The organism is Planococcus sp. 107-1, assembly GCF_021513255.1.
In the GTDB taxonomy this organism is placed as follows: domain Bacteria; phylum Bacillota; class Bacilli; order Bacillales_A; family Planococcaceae; genus Planococcus.
This window is the reverse complement of the sequence record NZ_CP090977.1, coordinates 834291-856581: the sequence shown is the minus strand read 5'-3', so window position 1 is coordinate 856581 and position 22291 is coordinate 834291. Positions and strand designations below refer to the sequence as shown.

20 protein-coding genes are annotated in these 22291 nt (G+C 42.2%); 6 read left to right on the top strand and 14 right to left on the bottom strand.

All coding sequences use genetic code 11. The features are described 5' to 3' along the window. Positions 1-11: 11 nt before the first annotated feature. The 7 genes from L0M13_RS04590 to L0M13_RS04560 all read right to left on the bottom strand — a co-directional run bounded on the left by L0M13_RS04590 (position 12) and on the right by L0M13_RS04560 (position 7957). Entirely contained in the window at positions 12-737 is a 726-nt protein-coding gene (locus L0M13_RS04590; protein ID WP_235198539.1) for a YesL family protein, read from the bottom strand. Positions 738-760: 23 nt separating this feature from the next. Next, a complete protein-coding gene (locus L0M13_RS04585) occupies positions 761-1597 on the bottom strand; it encodes a carbohydrate ABC transporter permease (RefSeq protein ID WP_235198538.1) in 837 nt (278 codons plus the stop codon). Continuing rightward, positions 1597-2472: a carbohydrate ABC transporter permease gene (locus L0M13_RS04580; RefSeq protein ID WP_235198537.1), complete on the bottom strand. Its 876-nt coding sequence runs from the start codon at positions 2470-2472 to the stop codon at positions 1597-1599. Before L0M13_RS04580 ends, L0M13_RS04585 begins: the two co-directional genes overlap by 1 nt. Before the next feature lie 93 nt (positions 2473-2565). Then, positions 2566-3819 (bottom strand): sugar ABC transporter substrate-binding protein, encoded by a 1254-nt coding sequence (locus L0M13_RS04575; RefSeq protein WP_235198536.1) that lies wholly within the window; start codon positions 3817-3819, stop codon positions 2566-2568. 64 nt (positions 3820-3883) lie between these two features. After that, positions 3884-6262, bottom strand: coding sequence for a glycoside hydrolase family 65 protein (locus tag L0M13_RS04570; RefSeq protein ID WP_235198535.1), 2379 nt, complete (start codon positions 6260-6262; stop codon positions 3884-3886). A 259-nt stretch (positions 6263-6521) separates the two neighbouring features. Continuing rightward, entirely contained in the window at positions 6522-6701 is a 180-nt protein-coding gene (locus tag L0M13_RS04565) for a glycine zipper domain-containing protein (protein WP_235198534.1), read from the bottom strand. A gap of 188 nt (positions 6702-6889) precedes the next feature. Beyond that, positions 6890-7957 carry an S-layer homology domain-containing protein gene (locus tag L0M13_RS04560; protein WP_235198533.1) on the bottom strand — a complete coding sequence of 356 codons (1068 nt, stop codon included), beginning with the start codon at positions 7955-7957 and terminating at the stop codon, positions 6890-6892. Between the two features lie 325 nt (positions 7958-8282). Between L0M13_RS04560 and L0M13_RS04555 the strand changes: the two genes are divergently transcribed. The 3 genes from L0M13_RS04555 (at position 8283) to L0M13_RS04545 (ending at position 10708) form a co-directional block, all read left to right on the top strand. Then, positions 8283-9107 carry an STAS domain-containing protein gene (locus L0M13_RS04555; protein WP_235198532.1) on the top strand — a complete coding sequence of 275 codons (825 nt, stop codon included), beginning with the start codon at positions 8283-8285 and terminating at the stop codon, positions 9105-9107. 285 nt (positions 9108-9392) lie between these two features. Then, positions 9393-9737: a hypothetical protein gene (locus tag L0M13_RS04550; RefSeq protein WP_235198531.1), complete on the top strand. Its 345-nt coding sequence runs from the start codon at positions 9393-9395 to the stop codon at positions 9735-9737. Between the two features lie 98 nt (positions 9738-9835). Then, positions 9836-10708 (top strand): GNAT family N-acetyltransferase, encoded by an 873-nt coding sequence (locus L0M13_RS04545; RefSeq protein ID WP_235198530.1) that lies wholly within the window; start codon positions 9836-9838, stop codon positions 10706-10708. On the opposite strand, the gene L0M13_RS04540 is transcribed toward L0M13_RS04545, so the two are convergent. The 5 genes from L0M13_RS04540 to L0M13_RS04520 form a co-directional block, all read right to left on the bottom strand. Beyond that, positions 10703-11761, bottom strand: coding sequence for a Gfo/Idh/MocA family protein (locus tag L0M13_RS04540; RefSeq protein WP_235198529.1), 1059 nt, complete (start codon positions 11759-11761; stop codon positions 10703-10705). The two genes, L0M13_RS04545 and L0M13_RS04540, sit on opposite strands and share 6 nt — an antisense overlap. 11 nt (positions 11762-11772) lie before the next feature. Then, positions 11773-12747: an ABC transporter permease gene (locus L0M13_RS04535; RefSeq protein ID WP_235198528.1), complete on the bottom strand. Its 975-nt coding sequence runs from the start codon at positions 12745-12747 to the stop codon at positions 11773-11775. After that, complete coding sequence (locus L0M13_RS04530; RefSeq protein ID WP_235198527.1) at positions 12740-14254, bottom strand: sugar ABC transporter ATP-binding protein; 1515 nt, start codon at positions 14252-14254, stop codon at positions 12740-12742. Before L0M13_RS04530 ends, L0M13_RS04535 begins: the two co-directional genes overlap by 8 nt. A 79-nt stretch (positions 14255-14333) precedes the next feature. Further along, a complete protein-coding gene (locus tag L0M13_RS04525; protein ID WP_235198526.1) occupies positions 14334-15332 on the bottom strand; it encodes a substrate-binding domain-containing protein in 999 nt (332 codons plus the stop codon). Positions 15333-15432: 100 nt separating this feature from the next. Then, positions 15433-16422, bottom strand: coding sequence for a LacI family DNA-binding transcriptional regulator (locus tag L0M13_RS04520; protein WP_235198525.1), 990 nt, complete (start codon positions 16420-16422; stop codon positions 15433-15435). Positions 16423-16617: 195 nt separating this feature from the next. Between L0M13_RS04520 and L0M13_RS04515 the strand changes: the two genes are divergently transcribed. Beyond that, positions 16618-17586 carry a sugar phosphate isomerase/epimerase family protein gene (locus L0M13_RS04515; RefSeq protein ID WP_235198524.1) on the top strand — a complete coding sequence of 323 codons (969 nt, stop codon included), beginning with the start codon at positions 16618-16620 and terminating at the stop codon, positions 17584-17586. A 76-nt stretch (positions 17587-17662) separates the two neighbouring features. On the opposite strand, the gene L0M13_RS04510 is transcribed toward L0M13_RS04515, so the two are convergent. Both L0M13_RS04510 and L0M13_RS04505 read right to left on the bottom strand, forming a co-directional pair. Then, entirely contained in the window at positions 17663-18463 is an 801-nt protein-coding gene (locus tag L0M13_RS04510) for an SDR family NAD(P)-dependent oxidoreductase (protein ID WP_235198523.1), read from the bottom strand. A gap of 286 nt (positions 18464-18749) precedes the next feature. Continuing rightward, on the bottom strand, positions 18750-19610 hold the full coding sequence (locus L0M13_RS04505; RefSeq protein ID WP_235198522.1) for a PPK2 family polyphosphate kinase: 861 nt from the start codon (positions 19608-19610) through the stop codon (positions 18750-18752). A gap of 181 nt (positions 19611-19791) precedes the next feature. On the opposite strand from L0M13_RS04505, the gene L0M13_RS04500 reads away from it, so the two are divergent. Together L0M13_RS04500 and ald are read left to right on the top strand one after the other, a co-directional pair. After that, positions 19792-21042 (top strand): PucR family transcriptional regulator, encoded by a 1251-nt coding sequence (locus L0M13_RS04500; RefSeq protein WP_235198521.1) that lies wholly within the window; start codon positions 19792-19794, stop codon positions 21040-21042. 111 nt (positions 21043-21153) lie between these two features. After that, positions 21154-22284, top strand: a complete 1131-nt coding sequence (gene ald, locus L0M13_RS04495) for an alanine dehydrogenase (protein WP_235198520.1) — start codon at positions 21154-21156, stop codon at positions 22282-22284. Positions 22285-22291: the final 7 nt, after the last annotated feature.

Below are 22291 nucleotides of genomic sequence, written 5' to 3'. Positions count from 1 at the left end.
TAAAGCTGTTTTCAGCCACTCTTTTGCAAAAGATTCCCTGTTTTATCGAGCTGTGCTTTCGTTTGGACTTTAAGGCTAAACCGGTAAAAAGCAAGGAAAGAGAGATAAGCGCTTAAGCTGCAGATGAAAAATGGGAATAAAAACAGCAATTCAGTCATTCCTGTATAGAGGAGCGACAAGTTGCAAATCACGATGAATCCGCTCATTAAAGGATTGCCGACCGTAATGAAAAAAGCGTTTTTCATGATGTCACGGATACGCATCTGATAATGTGCAGCCAACGAAAAGAAATTGATGGTGTAAACAAACAACCCTACTCCGATGACGATAAACACAATTTCCAGCAAACTGCTCTCTGCTTTGAAAAAATAAAAATCAATTATCCAAACGGCCCAAAAGCACTGCAGAATAACTCCAGCGATAAGGCTTTTCCGGTAGCCTTTTTTCAGATAAGAAAAATACGATTTCACAAGTGAACTCTGCCCTGTCTGCATTATCCAATCGCGCACCATCGAAAAGACGGCAATCGTGCTTGGTACAGACAATAGCGGAATGAACAGCAGGAGCGGCAACAAATACCAGACGAATCCTGCCTCAAAACCATTTAAATAAATACTGGAAATGATCAATAATACTGGCAGATTGAACAGAAACCACAAAATATTCACCACTGAAAAGCGCATGATCCATTCGGCTGCTGCATATAAAATTCCAGTAAATCCATTGAAATCACGCATTTCTATCCCTCCTTTTCAGCGTATTATTTCACGGCCCCTTCGCCAATCCCCTTGATAATGTGCTTTTGCGCCAAAGCGTAGAAAATGATGACCGGAATGATAGTCAAAGTCAATCCAGCCATAGCTAAATTCCATTGAATCGTAAATTCACCAAAGAAGTAGAATGTCGATAATGGAATCGTCCGCAGGTCTTTATCGATCAAGGTCAAGGACGGCAAGAGGAAGTCATTCCAGATGCTGATGACATTCAAAATCATGACCGTTGCCGTAATCGGTTTCAGCATTGGAAAAATGATGCGCCAAAACACACCGAATTTTGAGGCGCCATCAATCGTCGCAGCTTCCTCCAGCGTAATGGGGATTGATTTGATAAAGCCATGATAGAGAAATACCGATAATGCCGAATGGAATCCGATGTTCATATAGATTAACCCTTCATGCGTGTTGTACATCGGGATATTCAAGTCCTGAGTGATGGTACTGATAAATTGCATCAGCGGCATCATTAAGGTCTGGAATGGAATGAGCATCGTTGCAATAAAAGCCATAAAGATAAATGTGCTTAATTTATTGTTTGTGCGCACGAGCATCCAGGCAGTCATGGAAGACAAAATAACAATGAAGATGACGGAAACGATCGTGACATAAAGCGAATTCAACAACGCGCTCATGAAATTCATCTTTTCCATCGCTTCTATATAATATTGAAAACTGAAATTCTCAGGCAAAGACAAAGCATTTTCATACAGCTCCTGCCGGTCTTTAAATGAGTTGACGAAGATGATGTAAATCGGAGAAAGGAAAAACAGCGCCAACAAGATCAATAAAATAGATTTAACCCATCCGGAAGCTTGCTTCATTACATCTCCACCTCACGTTTCTTCGTCAAATAAACTTGTGTTAACGTAATCGCAGCTACAATGACAAAGAAAATAATGGCTTTTGCCTGACCAAATCCATAATTGCCGCTGCCGAAAATTTCGTTGTAAATATTCATCGCGAACAATTCGGTAGCATTTGCCGGCCCCCCGCCTGTCAGCGAAAGGTTGACGTCATAGATTTTAAAAGCGGATGATAAAGTTAAGAACAAGCTGATCGTCAGGGCGGGCATCAAAAGCGGCAATGTAATCCGCATAAAGCGCTGCCAAGGAGTGGCCCCATCGATTTTAGCTGCTTCTACTACATCATTTGGAATCGCCTGGATTCCTGCAATATAGACAATCATGACATAGCCTGCCATCTGCCACGTAAAGACAAACACAAGCGCATATAAAGCAAATTCAGGATCAATCAGCCAGTTGAAGAAAACATCTGTCAGTCCGGTCAATTCCCCCAGAAACTCAAAAACGTCCAGGAACACGAACTGCCAAATATACCCGAGAATCAACCCGCCGATTAAATAAGGCATAAATAAAAGAGTTCTCGCTGCGTTCGCTGTCCGGATCTTTGACGTAACCAGCAACGCAAATGCGAGGCCTACCGCATTGATGGTGATGACCGACAAAACTGTAAAGAGCGTAGTCAGCCAAGCTGACCGTAAGAATTGATCATCGTCAAACAATTTCCCGAAGTTGTCCAATCCCACAAACTCCATCGGATTGGCTGCAATTCCATCCCACTCGAAGAAGGCATAATAGATGCCGATAATAAAAGGAATGATGACTACGGTCGTAAAAATAAATAGCAACGGCACGACGAACAAGACGAACCATTTTCTTTTGTTTTTATTTGCCACGTCTTTCCCTTCTTTCTAATCTCTGGAATATAAAGAGGAAAATAAGGAATAGTGGACACGCCGAAGAGGCGTGCCCAGCTATTCAATGCCTATTTACTGTGCGCCTTGCCATGCCGCATCCATCGCTTCAATGAATTCTTCACCGGACATATCATCTGTAAAGAATTGTTGAGCGACTGGCGTCAAGTCGTTTGGTACGATGTTTGCAGGATATGCACCTTGCGACCATGGAATTGTTTCCCCGCTGTTACTAGCTTCCAATACCGCTTGCGATAATGGATCAAGATCTCCCGCTTCAATGTTCGTCATCGCTGGGACAAAGCCAAATTCTTCAACAATATAGCGTTGGCCTGTATCACTCGTAAACATCCAATTCAAGAAATCATTGGCAGCCTGGATTTCAGCTTCATCTTTTTCACCGTTGACAGCCCAGTTGCTGCCGACGCCGACTGCAAGCTTATCGTTGCCATCAAGCGGGAACGGCAGCATGCCGACTTCGAAATCCATATCGAATTCAGACAGCATTCCCCAGGCCCAGTTTCCTTGATGGATCATGGCTGATTTGCCTGAAGCAAAGTCCCCGATTTGCTGGTCATACGTTACGCTTAGAGGCGTTGGTGTATTTTCTTTGATCGTTTCCATAAACTTACCGAATTCCTGGAATTCCGGTGTTTCAGCCATTGTTACTTCTCCTGCATTCAACTGCTCAATGAATGCATATGGATCTTCCTGCACAGAAAATGGATAGTTGCTCATATGCCCAATCAAGAAATAAGCGTCTTGCGCTAAGCCAAGGCCTGTAATGTCCTCGCCTTTGAATTTCTCAAGTGTGCTGGCAAATGACTCATAATCTTGTACATCTTCCGGCTTGACCAGATCTTTGTTGTAAATCAAACCGAATCCTTCTACACCATAAGGAACGCCCACAACTTTGTCGCCCACTTTCAATTCCATATCAGGTGCAATATCGGCTACGTATTCTTCTGAACTTAAATCATAAAGATAAGATTCCAACCGTTCCGCTTCTGTAATATTTTGGATACTGAAAATAGAGGGCCCTTGGTTGCTGTTCATCCGGATTTGAAGCTGTTGGAAATAATCGTCTCCGGTTGTTCCTAAGACCTCTACTTCTACGCCTGTTTCATCCGTGTATTCCTGGGCCAATGCTTCCAACTGATCAGAAATTTCAACTTTACTTTGGAAAATTGTGATTTTTTCCCCTGACGAGTCTCCGCCTGAATCTTCTGAGCTTCCGCCGTCATCGTCCCCTCCTCCGCTGCACGCTGCTAAAACCAGCATGACCATCGCCAAAAAAAGTGTACGCAATACTTTTTTCTGGTTTGTCAATGTAAACTCCCCCTTCTAAAAGTTTGGATTACTATAGTAAATAAAATGATGGATCATTTTATAACTACCGATTTAAATTAGCTTGTACTGGAATCTGGATACTATTTTCACATTCGAACATCTGACCGAATGCTTCAAAAGCGACTTTCCCCGGCCCTTCTACGGTTACCGTAAACAAATCTTTTCCAATGGCCAAGTGAAGAATCTGCCCTTGCCACAATATATTGAATTCCATAAAACGCCAATTGCGAGGAATTTTAGGATTGATGCTCAATTGCCCTTGCCTGATGCGAATCCCTGCAAAGCCAAATACGGCTGTTTTCCAAAGGCCGCCGATCGCAGCAGCATGGATTCCATCGTTGGACGTGTCCATCCGCTCACCCAAATCGATTTCGATGCTTTTCTGGAATAAGGAATAAGCGAGATTGCTGTAGCCTATATCATTGGCTAAAATGGCATGGGTGGCGGTGCTAAGAGAAGAATCGTGCAAAGTTCTTGGCTCATAAAAATCAAAATTCGCTTTTTTGATTTCTTCAGGGAATTGCCGGATTCCACTAATGGAAAGTTGCTCCAACAAATACAGCAAAACGAGGACATCCGCTTGTTTGGTTACTTGAAGCTCATTGATTTGCTCCGAATTATAATCGCGGTAGATGGTCCTGACCTTCGCCTGGTTCCTATACTTCGATAAATCGATTTGCTCGAGCCCAAAATATGCATCGTCCTGTGGAATGACTAAATCTTCTTTTCGCGGCTCTGGCAAATATACCTTATCCGCTTTTTCTTGCCATTCACTATAGGCCACTTCCAAATCCAACTTCTCCGATAGCTTTTTGAATAATTCCGGATTGGATTCTTTAGACTCCACGTAATAGCGAATCGCCAATTTCAAGTTGAAATGCGCCATATGGTTGGTAAACGCATTATTATTGACATGTTCTTTATACTCATCCGGCCCGATTACATCGTTTATTTCGTAGCGCTCTTTTAGGCGGCTCCATTCCAAGCGGCTTGTCCAAAATGTTGCAGTATCGAAAACCATTTCGTAGCCGTAGGCATCCATAAATTCCTGGTCTCCGGTCGCCTGTTCATACTGGTAAACTGCAAAAGCGATGTCTGCAGAAATATGGTGTTCAATCAAACCGGACCATATTTTTGATTGTTTGCCTGTGACGACATCAATATCTCCCCATTCCGGGGTCACTTCCCCGTCTTCTGGCCAGGCCATTTCCCACGGGTACATTGCCCCTTTATAACCATGTACAGCCGCTTTTTTCCGGGCTCCTTCTAATCCGAGATACCGATAAACCAAAAGCGACTTGGCTATTTCGGGGTTGGAGAAGATGAAAAAAGGCAAAATAAAGATTTCGGTATCCCAAAAAGCATGGCCTTTGTATCCTTCGCCACTTAACGCTTTTGCCGCAATCCCCATTCGCTCATCGTGTGCAGGGGCCATAATCGTCAAGTGATAGATTGCAAAACGGATGGCTAATTCGTCAATGCCCTTTTCACTATCCACTTTAAAGCCATATAAATTCCAAACTTTTTCTTGCCAAGCTTGCTGATGCAATTCGAACAGCTTTTCATATCCTTTTAAAGCAAACTGTTTTAATTCTTCCATTGCGCCATTTTGCATTTTTGTTAATTCATAGCCGCCACGTAAGTTTTCTTTATCGCGGCTTGTATGTACTGTTGCCAATTTTTCAATCGTCAAGACGTCTTGTTCCTGCAAATCGAATGCATAGTTCAGCCAGACCCTCCGGCGTTCCATGTCCATCTCAGGTTCAATGTCGATTTCTTTGCCGTTCCAATTCACTCGATGAGTCGCTTGATGGATTACATCGATCCCGGATTCGTTGGTCGTTTGTGTTAACTGAAGAAAACGGTTATCGAAAACGCGCCGTTCCCCTTCAAGAAAATGCTGGGATCCCGAATTCGTCATTTGGGCATTGATGCCGGAATCAAAGGCGAACTGAACATCCCCTGATAAACTTTTCACTTCCATTTTAAAGGCAATTAGATGATGATGTTCCAATGAAACAAACCGCCTAAATTTGAAGGATAAAGTTTTGCCTTTCGGGGAAATCCAAACGAAGGATCGGCTTAATTCCGCCGCCTTTAAATTTAATTGCCTAACATAATCGCTTGTCTTTCCCACTTCTAAACTAAAACGTTCTCCATCCACCCGGATATCCAGTCGAACGATGTCCGCAAGATTCGGCAATTCTGTTACTTCATTTTGCTCTGAGCGATTGAAAGTTCCATTTATAAAAAAATTTCTTTGCTCCTGCAAATACGGTTCTTCCGTTGATGACCGAAGTCCCATATACCCATTGCCCAAAGACATGATTGCCTCGCACTTGCCTAATTCACTTTCAGAGAACCCGGTTTCAGAAATTATCCAATTCTCAAGTTCCCCTTCTCCCCTTGAATAATCCAGCATCGAGATGCCCCCTTTATGTAAGCGGTATCATTTTTTACGAAAACGTTTTTGTAAAATAAAAAAATATATACGTTTTATTCCGAGACCCTACAGGACTGTTCGATAAAACGTGATGTTCATTACCCAGCTTATTGCTTTCTACCCGCATTATAAATCTTAAAATCAAAATAGTCAATCAATTCCAGGATATTAGACTGTAATTTTACCTACCGCTTAGACCACGGGACTCATCTGTCACATTTTAATAGAGCGGCTATTATTATTGAATGCGCTTTTGTTCAACTGCAGCACCGATAGCTACCCCCACAGCAATACCCACACCGACGCCCACTGCCAAATTTCCAAATAATTGCCCAAGAGCTGCTCCAATTGCTACACCTAACGCAACGCCTGCCCCAATAAATGGCTTTTTTTCTTCACCATCGTTTCTACCAGCCATCTTCACCACTCCTTTTATCGCTATAAAGGATTTCCTTTGGCCACATCCGGATTTCTTTCTTCTCCCTCATCATAAAACATCGGCCGTTTAATTCCAAATAAATTGCCGGAATAGTAACACAAAAAATCGCCCCAAAATAATTTGGCGGCGATTTTTTGCCGTAAAAGCGATCGCATTCGCTTCTACTTTTATTGTGTGATAAAGATTTGTGTATGGTACATACGATAAGAGCCACCTGTATAGGTACCGACACCTGTATGCGTATAAACGGGGTTCAAAAGATTTTTCTTATGGCCCGGGCTACTCATCCAAGCATCCACAGCACTTTCTGCAGTCGTATAGCCTGCCACTAAGTTTTCTCCCGCAGCCCGGTAAGAGATTCCCGCTTTCTTCAGCAAATCGGAATACAACCCTAAAGTTGGAGACTCATGCGCAAAATAATTATTGTCGACCATATCTTTCGATTTAATCAGTGCAATGTCTTCCACGCCTTCATGAACTTTCAAAGCTTTAGCACCGACCTTTGCTCTTTCTTTATTGATCAACACAACAATTTCATCCATAATTTTTTCGTTGGCTGCTGAAACAGTTGGAACCCCCGGCAACCCATTAGCTGGAGGAGCTTCGTTTAAATCCAGTATTTTTTTGATAAATACCGCCATTTGAACACGCGTCACGTTATCGTATGTTCCAAAACGATCAATAGCTGTCCCTTCTGTAACCCCATTAGCTACCAATGCATTGATAAAAGGATAGAAGGAATTGTTAACGGACACATCTTTAAAGTTATTTGTTTTATTGCTGGTTCCTTTCAATTCAAAAGCAAGGGCCAGCATTTTAGCCATTTGGCCGCGCGTCGCCGGTTCAGATGGATTGAACTTCTTCGCCTTGCTTAACACACCCATATCCACTAAAGCTGCAATTTCTGCATAACCGGAAGTTTTTGTAGAAACATCAGAAAATCCAGGATTTGCATACTCTGTTGTTGGAATATCAAGTGCACGGACTATAAACATGGCACTTTGAGCTCGCGTAACCGCAGCATGCGGTTTAAATGTTCCATCTGTATAGCCAAGAATGATTTGTTCATCAGTTAACTCCTTTATCGCTGGGTAAGCCCAATAATTTTCAGAGACGTCTTTAAACTTCGAAGCTGCTTGAACTTCACTTGAAAAAGCCGAAAAAACCAAAACAAAGGCCAGCACCAAAACGCTCAGTGGATAAACTACTTTATTTCTTTTAAAGAATGCAGCCATATTACCTCTCCTTTTTATAATGTTTTTTTGATAAAATTAGTATAACAAGGATTAATTTGAAATCCAAATAATAGAAGAAGACAAATAATCGGAAATTTCATACAAATTTTTTGAATTCTCCATAAATTAAATTAAAGTAAAAATACCTATTTATTTCTTTTGGCCGTGTGCTAATATAATTATTCAACAGAAATTTAGTTATACAAAATTCAATATTTTCTTGATTTTGGACTCATTTTTCACTTTTTTTAACTTATTAGGTTTAAAGACATACACCTTGAGGTACAGGTAAATGTTGTACATCAAAATTAAAGGAGAAATTTAAATGGCAGATACGTTGCAAAATTCAGTTGAACTAAAAGAATTTTTCCAGGGTTATAAATCCGAATTTGAAAATAAACTTCTTTCAGAAGCAGTAAATGTAAAAGACAAAATTAATGAAATACTTACTATCGGAAATATAGATTTAATTACGAATGCTCACAAACTGGTCGGCTATATCGTCGATGGGCAAGAAGAAGATCTGCGTCTATTCGCAAAACAAGAAGGCATCGCCTGGGCCACCCATTCTATCGACCTTGCCTTTAAACTCGAATGGATCCAGGCTATCCGCAGAACACTTTGGACGTTTATCGAGAAATTCGATGAAGAAACAGACAAAGAACTGGCGTCAGATTTCTTTCAGTTAGAAAAAGCCGTCAATACAGGGCTTGATTCATTTTTAAATACATTTTTCATCAATTACTCTACATACAAAGATTCCTTGATTCTTGCCCACCGGCAATTAGTTGAAAACCTTTCAGTTCCGATCATCCCGATCAACTCTTCAGTTTGCATCTTGCCGCTTATTGGAACCATTGACTTTTTCCGCACCAATATTTTAGAAGAAAAAGTCCTTACAGAAATCGGACGTTCCCGCATCCAGACCTTGATCATCGATATGTCGGGAATTGCAGACATGGAAGTCGAAGTCATCCACCATTTGATGAAGATTATTGACGGGACAGCTATGATGGGCTGCAGATCAGTAATAACTGGCCTGCGGGCTGAAGTCGTCCGAAAAATGATTAACCTCGATTTAAAATTCGATCAAAAAACGAAAACGCTCGGAACACTCCAACAAGCATTGAAAGAATATTTGGTTGCTTAAGGTTTTTTAATTTTTGAATGAAATAAATAGATCTCATTTCACATGCGCTTCCTCTTGAAGGAAGTGCATTTTTTTGCGCGGTGCCTTCTTTTGAATAATTGGTAGGCCTTTTAGTTATTTTTATTTTTAGAATTTTGTGAGTATTTACACTTGACTAATTATTTATGAACCATATAAACTATAAAAGAAAACATTTCATAGTATTTTATGCTTACCATCCTCTATATCATTTGTTGCTTTTTCACGGGTCTTCATCGAATTCAAATGAAAAGGAGTTCAAATAATATGCCCCAAAAACAAATAATCGTCCAAGAAGCTGTCCATTACTACTTTTTAAAGTCCAAGGATTTTAATGATGAAGACGATTCTCCTACCATCACTCTCTTTTGCCGCCTTTCCCGTGAAACAACTTATTCTGACTTGCTGCATACATATAGCAAAACAGATACGTTTTGGGTTGATATTGATGAATTGAAATATGAAGATGCCCCGGAAAAATTGAAAGAACTGCCCGATCAAATATTCCGTTACGCAATTTCAGAAGCAGTTTTTAAGGATTTATATAAAATCTCAATGAGCAATCCTAAAGAACTATATACCATAACGCCTTATTCCATTAAAAAATCATAAGGTCTTCTCCCCTGTAATTTCCGGATTTTCTTTTCACAAGAAAGTCTGCCCTCTATTGTTTATAATAAAAGCATCAATTAAACAGGGAGTGGAACAGAATGGAACAGGTGATCCGGCCTTTGAAGCTAGAAGATTATCCTTACTTAAAAGCGATGGAAACCGGAATTGAAGATGATTATGTGGTGCGGATCTTCGAACGGCTTGTAGCAGGGCAGAACCATCTATATGGTTTATTTATAGGAGAGCATCTGGCAAGCGTTTGCGGCTACACGCTTTTCGGCAAAAGCCATGCGATGATTGGGCGGATCCGCAGCGATGTGCGCTACCGCGGAAAAGACTTAGCGACACAATTAACAAAATACGTACTCAACATAGCGAAAAATGATGAAACAATCCGATGGGTCGGAGCAAATACACAAGAAGAAAATCTCCCGGCTCGCCGCGTCTTGGAAAAGCTCGGTTTAACTGTTTATTCAGCTGATTACGGAGCTACAGCCCAAGATCTATCCATGCTTGAAAACAACAACGGAATTTGGACGGAAATAAAAGAACTTTCCCTTAAAAAATCCTGGGTGGAGCGCCTTTATATTGAGACCGGTGCTGTATTTCCGTATGAATGCTATTATCCTTTCCCGGCAACTCGTGACCTTTTTACAGACGAAGAGCTTGCGCAATGGGGGTTCTATGAAAATGAAGAAAGGACACGAATCCTTATTACGAAAAAAGACTTTAAAAAACATGATTTCCTGCAGGCCATTTACCCGTGGGACGATATTATGGAACAGCCCGGTTTATGGGAAACCATTTCAGCTGATTACCGGAAACTAGCAGAAGAAGCAGAGGGAGAATGCTTTGTTTGGATGGATTTAACGAAACAAGCAGCCCATTCACTTCCTAAAAATCACTCTTTCACGCTTTCTTCTCCCTGGATGTTATACGGAATACCTGCAAAAAAAGAGTCTCTCCTATAAAAATTGGAGAGACTCTTTTTCAATGATTACCACTTTTTGTGTTTCTGCTGCTTCTGCGATTGCTAAAATCACTTTAAGGGCATTTAAAGCATCTTGGCCAGTGACAGGCGGCTTTTGGTCAAGGCGTATGCTTTCGATAAACGCGTCAATGACCCCGGAATTCGTCTGTTTCTCATTGGTTTGCATGTCTTCTAGCTGGTACCTTATTTTCGTATGGTCTTTTGCCAAAATTTCCAGTTGGTATTCATCGTCGCTATAAATTTTAATAATGCCTCCTTCACAATAGATAATGGTGCTATTGTCTTCTTCTCCGTAATGGGTCCACGAAAATGAAGCCGTCCCTAAACATCCTTTGGCTGTTTTTAAACTGCAGACAATATTATCAGCAACTTCAATTACATGTCCATTCTCATTGATTTTATGCAAAGATCCTTGAAAGGCGCTCACCTGTTCAATTTCATCATCCAAAAGAAAATGCAGCAAGTCGATTTTATGGATGCCCAAATCACCGCCTACTCCTAAACCGGAGCGCTCTTTCTTAAAAAACCAGGTCGAATTGGTTTTATTGATGCCCCAAGTTTCCGGCCCTGCATGGCCAAAAGTCGTCCGGAAAGTCAGCACTTTCCCATAATCCCCGGAAGCGATAATCTCCCTGGCTTTTTTATGGGCTTGAGTAAATCGCTGGTTATGGTCAATCATCAATTTTTTTCCGGACATCTGTTGGGCTGCAAGAATTTCTGCCGCATTTTCAACAGTTAATGAGATCGGTTTTTCACAAAGGACGTGTTTGCCGCTTAATAAAGCTTTTGTTGAAAAAAGATGATGGTGCTCATTCGATGAGCAATCACTGATGGCTTGGATTTCCGGATCTTCGAACAATTCTTCAACCGTCTTTGCAACCCGCCCTGAAAATTGAGCAGCCAAAATTTCTGCACGTTCAATATTGCGGTCGTAAAAAATGATTTCTTCTACAAACGGATTTGCTTGATATTCAGGTGCATGGCGCATCTTCGTAATCGAGCCGCAGCCGATAATTCCGACTTTCATTCCCATAAAACTGCCCCCTATTCCCTTTTTTGGAACACTACAGCGATAATGATGATCAGGCCTTTCACAAAACCTTGAAGATGCGGAGAGACGTTCATCAAATTCATCATATTATTCAAGATGCCGAGGATCAGAACACCAAATAAAGTACCGATGATTTTCCCCCGGCCGCCAGTCATCCGCGTGCCCCCGATAATAACCGCGGCGATGGCATCCAGTTCATATTGCACGCCTGAACTGGACGAAGAAATGGAATTGAGCCGGGAAGTTTCAATGATCGCTGCGACGCCGACCAGCAAACCCGTAAGTGTATAGACGCCGATCTTGATGCGGTCTACACGGATCGCTGACAGCAAGGCAGCTTTTTCATTGCTTCCTAATGCATAGACATAGCGGCCGAAGCGCATTTTATGCATCAATACATAAACCAATGCCGTCATAGCCAAGAAAATAATGACTGGATAATCGAAAATCCATAAATTATTGTTAGCAATTGCAGTAAATCCGGAAACTTCCCCTGAGACACTGCCGCCTTCAGCAATGTATAAAGCAATCGACCTTGCTGCAGCCATCATGCCGAGGGTTGCAATAAAAGAGGCAATTCTCCCTTTTGCTACCATCAATCCATTAAGAAATCCTACGAATGCTCCCACTAAAAGAGCCGTGAATACCGCAATCAGGATACTGCCGGAAGCATTTAAAGACAAAACCGAAATAACCCCAACCAATGCCAAGACAGAACCGACTGATAAGTCAATGCCGCCAGAGAGCATTACCACAGTCATCCCCATTGCAATAATGCCGATGATGGATACTTGCATCAAGATATTAAGCTGATTGTTCATATCCAAAAATCGTGGGTTCAGAATAGACGATGCGATGAAAATAAGGACAAAAGCGATGATGACGCTATACTCTGACCATAACCAGGCTAGTCGGCTCTTCATCGTCGAAGGTTGGGGTTCGTATTCTTTAATGTTAGCGTTAGTCAATTTTCACAGCCTCCCTTTTTGAACCAGTGGCATATTGCATGATTTCCTCTTCCTCCGCCTCTTCCCCTTTAAAACTGGCTGTAATTTCACCTTGGTACATAACGTGAATGGAGTGGCAGATCCTCATGACTTCCGGAGCTTCTGAAGAAAGAATGATAATTGCTTTCCCCTGTTTCGAAAGTGCAATAATTTCCTGGTAGATTTCTTGTTTTGCACCGATATCAATCCCTTGAGTCGGATTATCAAAAATAAGGATATCGGTTTGCGCTTCCAACCATTTAGCGATAATCACTTTCTGTTGATTGCCCCCACTCAATTTATCGATTGTCACGCGCGGATTATGGACTTTGATATTTAACATCTCTTTATAATGCTGAAATTTCTTCCTTTCAGTCTGCTCTTGAACAAAACCCACTCGTTCAAAATTCCCCATGGCGGACAAGCTCATATTGTGGATGACGCTCAAATCCTTGATAATGCCATTTTCCTTTCGGTCTTTCGGCACAAAACCTAGACCCGCTTTTAACGCCTTTCTTGGATGGTTAAGCTTAACAGAGCGGCCGTGGATTTTAATTTCTCCCCGATACTTTTTGCGGTATCCGAATAAGCTCTCAAATAATTCCGTTCTTCCATCTCCCGCAAGCCCAGTAAACCCTGCAATTTCTCCTTTGCGAACAGAGAAACTGACATTCCTGAAAAGTCCTTCACTGGATAGATTTTCTACTTGTAAAGCGGTTTCCCCAAAAGGATGAAGATGAAGGAAACGCTCCTGTGAAATTGATTTTCCGACCATCATTCGAGTAATCGTCTCTAAATCTTCTTCTTTCATGCTGCCCGTTCCGACAACTTGTCCGTCCCTCAATACCGTATAGCAGTCGCATACTTCTTTGATTTCCTTCAATTTATGGGAAATATAAATGATGGAAACGCCTTTCTTTTTTAAATTCCTCATCAATTCAAATAAACGATGGACTTCATGTTCAGCCAGTGAAGTAGTCGGTTCATCCATAATAATCAGGTTCGAGTTATGCAGCAATGCTTTGGCGATTTCAATCAATTGTTTGTAAGAAGTGTCCAAATTCCGCACATACTCTTTGGGATTTATGTCTACATCCAATTGCGCCATAATATCATGCGTTTCTCTGAGCATTTTCTCTACATTCAAAAAACCTGCACGATTCCTGATTTCCGATCCTAAAAACATATTTTCATAGACCTTTAAATCGGATACCACGTTTAACTCCTGATGTATAAAACTGATTCCTTGTTCCTGGGAGACTCGCGGATTTGTCATTTTCACCATTTTTCCGTTTAACTGAATAATCCCTTGATCCGGTTGATGCACACCGCCAAGGATGTTCATTAAGGTAGATTTTCCGGCTCCGTTTTCGCCAAGCAGCGCATGAATTTCTCCTTTTTCAATATTCAACGAAACATTTTTCAACACGCGGACTCCATTAAATGATTTATCGATAGTTTGCATTGTTAAAAAAGGCTCAGCCGTCATTGCTCCAATTCCCCCTCTTCATCAGAAAAGAAGAAATGCGCCGGGTGCTGCACCGTCCAGCGCATTTCCTGGATTTCAATTAAAATTTCGATTCTGGATCGTAGAATTCTTCGACATTTTCTTTTGTTACTTGGGTCGCTTCTTTCACAACCATCGCTTCTGCCGGATCATTTCCTTTTGCAATGTCAGCTGCAATGGAAACTGCATCTTCCACCATAGTTGGAGAGTAGAGGAAAGTCGCCTTCATCAAGCCGTCATTTTGAATATCTTCAAACACTTCCTTAGCACCGCCAGCCCCTGTAACAAATTGGATATCGGTCCGTCCAGCTTCTTTAATGGCTTGCAGAACGCCTAATGCCATTCCATCATCTTGGGTGAAGACAGCATCGATTTCCGGATTTGCCTGGAGAATATTCTGCATGACCTCCAATGATTTTTCTGTCGAGAAATCCCCGCTCTGTGATGCGATGATTTCCATTCCGTCAGCTGCTTCAACAGCTTCTTTGAATCCTGAACCGCGCTGTTCGGTCACCGAACTAGGAGGCCCGGATATTTCGACTACTTTTCCTTTTCCATTCAATTGTTCCACAAAGAATTTACCTGCATTAACCCCAATTCCTTCATTATCACCTTTTACAACAACAGTAGCGGCATCGTTTTCAAGTTCCCGGTCGACAATGACCAAAGGAATTCCAGCATCTTTGATTTTTTGTCCAACAGGTGTGAGTGCGGCTGATTCAATAGGCAGCATGACAATGACGTCTACATCTTGAGCAATGAGATCGTCTACATCGTTCGCTTGCTTATTCGGATCTGCAGCATTGGTCATCACGTATTCAATGCCATCGCTTTCCTGCAACGCTTTTGCTTGTTTTTCAGCACTGTCGATCAAAGCCCCCATCCATCCATGTGTTGCAGAAGGCAATGAAATCCCGATTTTCAAGGTTTCTTCTCCATCATTTTCTGCTCCCTCTCCACTTCCCGAAGCTGGTTCATCGCCACAGGCAGCTAATCCGAAAACAGTTACGAACATCAACAATAAAAGCAGGAATTTCTTCAACATCATCCACCCCTTCATTTTTTCTCATGCTCCCTTTCTTGTAAACGGTTACATTTCATAACCAAGGCCAGCGCTCTATCCCCAATCCAATGTACCGATAGAGCGCTAGGCTTGGCTTTCATCCTGATGTCGATTCTCTGATGATCAATTCATGGTCAAAAATGATACTGTCAATTGGCTTGCCTTGAATCTTATCAATCAACATTTGAGCGGCAGCGATCCCCATCTTGTACATGGGCTGTGCAATCGTCGTAAGTGTAGGATTGGTCATATTGGAAAAATCGATTTTATCGAATCCGATAACAGCAAGATCTCCTGGCACAGAGAGGCCCGATGCGTTTATCTCCTTTAAAGCACCGATCGCCAATAAATCGGAGACCGCGAAAACAGCGGTCGGCCGTTCCTCCAGCGTTAAAATTTTTTTCATCGCCTGTTGGCCGTATTCAAATCCAAGATGTTGTGTATAGTGGATATATTCTTTTCGGACCGGAATGCCGTATTCCGTTAAAGCTCGTTCATATCCCGCCCTCCTTTCTCTCGCATAAAGAAATTTCTCATCTGAATTCATCAAAGCAATTTTTTCATGCCCCATGTGGATAAGATGTCTGACTGCCTGGTAGGAAGCCATTTCATTGTTGATCGTTACATAGGGAATTCCTATCCCTCCTCCGTACTCGCTGCATTGAATAATGGCGTATTTTTCGGCCAATTGCTTTAAAGTTTCGACATTGACTGCCGGGTCCATCGAAATGATGCCATCTGCCATTCTCTTGCGGACAAGGTCAAAGTAAATATTTTCTTTGTCCGGATTTGAATCAGTCTCGCATAAAAGAATATTGTATTGATGATCCAGCGCTGTATTTTCGATTCCTTTAATAATTTCCAAATAAAAAGGATTCGAAATGGTTGGAATTAAGATTAAAATAATTCTGCTTTCTGAATTACGCAGATTTCTGCCAAGCATACTGGGCTCATATCTTAATAGTGAAATGGCTTCTTCAACTTTAATGCGTGTTTTTTGCGATACACTATTCTGCCCGTTCAATACTCTTGAAACTGTAGCTGCCGAAACCCCTGCATGTTTAGCTACTTGCTGAATATTCGCCATAGGCATTCCCACTTCCCATTCGATCACTATCAATGAAATCGATTACATTTTCATCTTAAATTATTCAGAATTATCTGTCAATAACTATTTTATTTCTTCAATTCCCTTGATTTCCTTCAGATTTATCGCTATATTTTGAATGTAACGGATTACATTTCTGTATTTTCTGACTTTAGTTAAAAGGAGGGCTTTCTAGTGGATTTAGGAGTTTTTACTGTATTATTTGCGGATAAAAATTTTGATGAAATGCTCAGCTACGTCGCTTCAAAAGGAGTCAAAGCAATCGAACTCGGAACTGGCGGGTATCCCGGGGATGTGCATTGCAAAGTGGATGAACTGCTCAGAGATGAAAGCAAGCTGCAGGATTTCAAACGGACAATCGCTGACCATGGGTTGATGATCAGTGCGTTAAGCTGCCATTCAAACCCGCTTCATCCTCAAAAACCGATTGCTGCCGAAGCAGATGAGACGCTCACAAAAACATTGAAGCTTGCTTCCAAATTGGGCGTTCCAGTAGTCAATACCTTCTCTGGCTGCCCAGGAGACCATGAACACGCACTTTATCCGAACTGGCCTGTAGCGGCTTGGCCGCATGATTTCCAAGAAGTATTAAAATGGCAATGGGAAGAAAAACTGATTCCTTATTGGAAGGAAAAAAATGATCTGGCTGAATCGCTCGATGTGAAAATCGGCTTGGAACTCCATGGCGGATTTTCAGTCCATACTCCAGCTACATTGCTTCGCTTAAGGGAAGCTTGCGGTCCAGCAATCGGCGCAAACTTAGATCCGAGCCATTTATGGTGGCAAGGAATTGATCCCGTTGAAGCGATCAAGATTTTAGGCAAAGAAAATGCCATCCATCACTTCCATGCGAAAGACACCATGATTGATCAGCCGAATACGAATCGCAACGGTGTGACAGATATGACCGATTATGCCAATATGCAGGACCGATCGTGGTATTTCAGAACGGTGGGATTTGGCCATGACCAAAAAACATGGGCAGACATCATCAGTGCACTGCGCTTATACGGCTATGACTATGTGGTCAGCATCGAACACGAAGACGGCTTGATGTCCATCGATGAAGGTTTCACAAAAGCGGTGGAAAATTTAAAGCCTGTTTTGGTCAAAGAGTCCGTCGGGCAAATGTGGTGGGCTTAAACTGAGAAAACAAATAGGCATTAGAGAAAGAATGAATCTTTCTCTAATGCCTATTTAAAGTGAACTGATACCTCTTTTACCTCATAACGCTGCCCCCGGAAATCTTGAGCGATTCACCGACTATATTCGGTGCGGCGTCTGTTAAAAGAAAGACGATGACATTCGCGACTTCCTGCGGCGTCGAAAGCTGTCCGGAAGGAATGCTTTTTTTCGCTTCCTCCATCCCTTCTTCAAAAGAGATCCCTTTCTTATCTGCTTTTTTCCGGATGCTGTTCCAAGCCATTTCGGTATCGACATATCCGGGACATACTGCATTGACGCGAATATTATGTTCAATCGCTTCCACCGCCATGGATTGGGTCCATCCAACTACCCCAAATTTACTGGCAGCATATGCGGAATTGCCATGGGTCCCGCGCAGTCCGGATAAAGAAGCAAGATTGACGATATCTCCTTCTTTCCGCTCGAGCATGCGCTTATATACCAATTGAGTCAGAAGCAAGGTCGATTTAAAGTTCAAATTCATCACCTGCTCTAAAGTTTCTTCATCGAGCGCTTCTACAACATTCCCGCCCCCGACTCCTGCAGAATTTACCAGCCCATTGATAAACCCGAGCTTTTCTTCTGCCGCTGCCACCAATTCTTCACGGCTTTTGGAATCTGCTAAATCTGCGGGCATGAAAAAAAGATTCTTTTCATCTGTCAGCTGCAGCAGCTCTTCTTTCAATTTCTGCAGCTTTTCTTCGTTTCTTCCCGTTGCCGTAATTTTCGCTCCCATCGATGCAGCGATTTTTGCAGTTTCGTATCCAATTCCTCCTGTTGCTCCAGTTATGAGAATATGTTTATGCGCTAACGCTTCATTAGAAAAAATACTCATAGGCTGCCTCCTTCATTTTGCTTTTGCTCCTCTTTTTCCTTTTTCAACCTTGCTCAAACTTTGCGCCAGACAGAAAGATCAGGTTTGAAAATCTTTCATATAGGTAAAGAATGACTAAGATTGATAAAGGTGGGATGAATATGAATATACGCATGTCTTGTATGGGGAGCCTTATCGTTTCGATTATCCTATCCATCATTTTGACGGTTTTGATCAACTTAATTTTCCTATAAACCGAAAAGCTTCTAAGGGATCCATCCCCTAGAAGCTTTTCTTCTGTTTTGTCTTATTCGTTTTCCAGCATTTTGACCGCTTCTTCTAATTCCTCTTTTTCTTCCCCTGAAATTTCAGGGAATTGAGGGTTTATTTTTTCCAGAAGTTCGATCATGACTTCCGTAATGATGTATCTTGAAAATTCTTCATTATCCGCTGGCAGGATGTACCAAGGAGCAAATTCAGTCGATGTCTTATTTAATAAGTCTTCGAATATCTCCTGATAGCCATCCCAATGTTGCCGTTCTTTCACATCATTGAATGAGAATTCCCAGTTCTTTTCCGGATCTTTCATCCGCTTCAATAATCTTTTCTTTTGCTCGTCTTTGGAGACATTAAAAAAGAATTTGACGACCGGGAATCCATTCTCCACCAAATATTGTTCGAAGTTATTTATTTGGCGATAACGCACATCCCAGATCTGTTCATCAATCAACTCATCCGGCAGTGGTGTTTCCCCTAATAAGTCATGGACGCGAGGCGCAATGACCTCTTCATAATAGGAACGGTTGAAAATGCCGATTTGCCCTCTTTCCGGGAGCCCTTTTTGAAACCTGCGCAAATAATCCATTTTCAGTTCGGCTTCACTCGGCTTTTTAAAGGATGTTGTCTTAAGCCCCTGAGCAGTCAAATTTGAAAAAAGATAAGTGATGGCTTCATCTTTCCCTGCAGCATCCATCGCTTGAAGCACCACGACAATCCCTTTTTCCTCTTCGGCAAGGAGTTTCGTGTGCAATTGTTTTAGCCGTTCTACGCGTTCAGGCATCTTTTCATTTATTGATTCATCCCCAATGACTTTATGGTCCTCGGCTGTGCCGTAATTTTCAAGTTTTACACGTTCCTCTTTTTTTACTAAGTATTTACTCGTATCCATACTGGCCCTCCTTCTTTGTATCTGCAAAGTTTTGTGCGACCGTTCTTTCTACAGTACCCAACAGCCATTTACAGCAAACGAGGCGGACTGCCTAATTTATGTCCATTGCTTGTCTAGCACAGCCTACTCACTTTCGCTATACTTATCTTATAGAATCGCACGTGATGCAAGGAGCTGTATTATGAAAGAAACCCATCTGGACAACCCGTTTAAAAAACCATTCAGCACCCTTCAAGAGTTAGCCGACAGCGTGAAAGAGGTATTGGATTGCCCCGCTACAATTGAAGACGCCAATCATCGTTTACTGGCTTATAGCTCGCATGAAGACGCCACGGATTCTGCCAGAATCGGCACTATCATGAGCCAGCGTGTCCCGGAAATAGTTATTAACCGTTTATGGAAAGAACGGATTATTCCTAAGTTGATGAATATGGATGCCGCTTTGCGGATTCCTGAAATTGCAGAAATCGGATTGCGTGATCGAGTCGCGATTGCAATTCGCAGAAATACAGAAGTGCTCGGCTATATTTGGGCACTCGAGAAAAATGACCGGTTATCCGATGAAGAATTAGCGCTTTTAAAAGATGCAGCCGCTGCCGCTTTGCCGCTCCTATTGAAGCTCCACCGCCAGCGGAAAGAGAAAGAGGAAAACTACCAGGATTTCTTTTGGCAATTGTTGACGGGGCAATTCAAGTCAGGCGAAGATATCCAAAAGAAATTCGCCCAACTGCATTTGAAGATGCCGGCTCAATACGCGGTTCTTGTCTTTCAATTTGAAGAAGAAATCAGCCGCAAGATCGAGGAGAACATCTCGTATTTGATTACGACAAGCCAAAAGATTACGAACCATTTCATGGTAGTGATGCGAAATGAGGTCATTTTAATCGCCTCGCCCCACCCCACGCAGCCGGATGAAAAAGTATTCAACGATTTCATTTCTTTTTTCATCTCAGCGATGAATAACCGTTTTGCGGTCAATGGCATCAAGGGCAGCTCAGGAACCGTCTATAAAGACTTTGAGAAAGCAGAAACCAGTTACCAGGAAGCGTTAAAAGTCCTTCAGTTGAGGGCCTACTTCCCTGATGATTTGGCAGAAGCCACCCATTACCATCAACTCGGCATATTCAAATACTTCGATGCCCTTATCGAAGAAAAAAGGTCCAGCCATTACGAACATCCGGCTATCGCGCTGCTCGAACAATACGACAAGCACAATAAAACAAATCTGCTCGCTTCCCTGGAGATTTTTATCCAGCAGGACAGCAATGTCCATGAAGCCGCGAAAAAGATGTTTATCCACACGAATACGATGAGCTACCGATTAAAAAGAATAGCTGAAATCAGCCAATTGAATCTTAAAAGTACACATGAAAAAATGGCGGTATTCTTGGATTTGAAAATTCGCCAATGGGAGAAGCAAAATCGTTTGTGATTTTTCACAAATCAGAGCTTTTGGTTTTTTCATTTAACACAAAGTAAAACTCCTTTTTACCCCCTATAATGGATTTTACACGCACAACATTATTTCAAGGGGGAACAAGAAATGATTATTGGCATTCCAAAAGAAATCAAAAATAACGAAAACCGAGTAGCGATCACGCCTGCAGGAGTGGACGCTTTCCTTAGAGATGGACATACGGTCCTAGTTGAAACACAAGCAGGAATGGGAAGCTCATTTACAGACCAGGATTACATCGATGCTGGAGCAAAAATCGTTGCCACTGCTAAAGAAGCTTGGGCGGCGGAAATGGTCATGAAAGTAAAAGAGCCGATTGCTTCTGAATTCGTATACTTCCGTGAAGGCTTGATCTTATTTACTTATCTTCACCTTGCTGCAGAACCGGAATTGACGAAAGAATTGGCTGACAAGCATGTGATTGCAATCGCATATGAAACCGTTTCTGTAAACCGGACTCTTCCTCTATTGACACCGATGAGTGAAGTGGCTGGACGCATGGCTGCACAAGTCGGCGCTCAATTTCTTGAGAAAATCTACGGCGGACAAGGCATCCTATTGTCTGGAGTTCCAGGTGTCCAACGCGGCAAAGTAACAATCGTCGGCGGCGGTGTGGCTGGTACGAATGCGGCGAAAATGGCTGTGGGCCTTGGTGCACAAGTAACAGTCCTTGACTTGAATCCGGAACGCCTTCGCCAATTGGATGATATCTTCGGAAACGATGTAACTACATTAATCTCGAATCCGTTCAATATTGCAGAATCCGTACGCGAAGCTGATTTGGTCATCGGCGCTGTTTTAATCCCGGGTGCAAAAGCGCCTAAATTAGTGACAGAAGAAATGGTCAAATCGATGAAGCCTGGAGCTGTCGTGGTAGATATCGCTATTGACCAAGGCGGAATTTTTGAAACTTCCGACCGCATTACGACTCATGATGACCCGACTTACGTAAAACACGGAGTGGTGCATTATGCGGTAGCGAACATGCCGGGAGCTGTTCCAAGAACATCGACGATCGCTTTGACAAACGTTACAATGACTTACGCTTTGCAGATCGCTAACAAAGGCGTTAAAAACGCCATCCTTTCAAACCCAGCTTTGAAACTTGGCCTTAACACAGCAAATGGCAGCATCACGTATGAAGCTGTTGCTAAAGACTTAGGCTACGATTACACATCAGCAGAAGAAGCGCTTGAGAAAATCGCAGCGTTGAACTAAGCAAAAA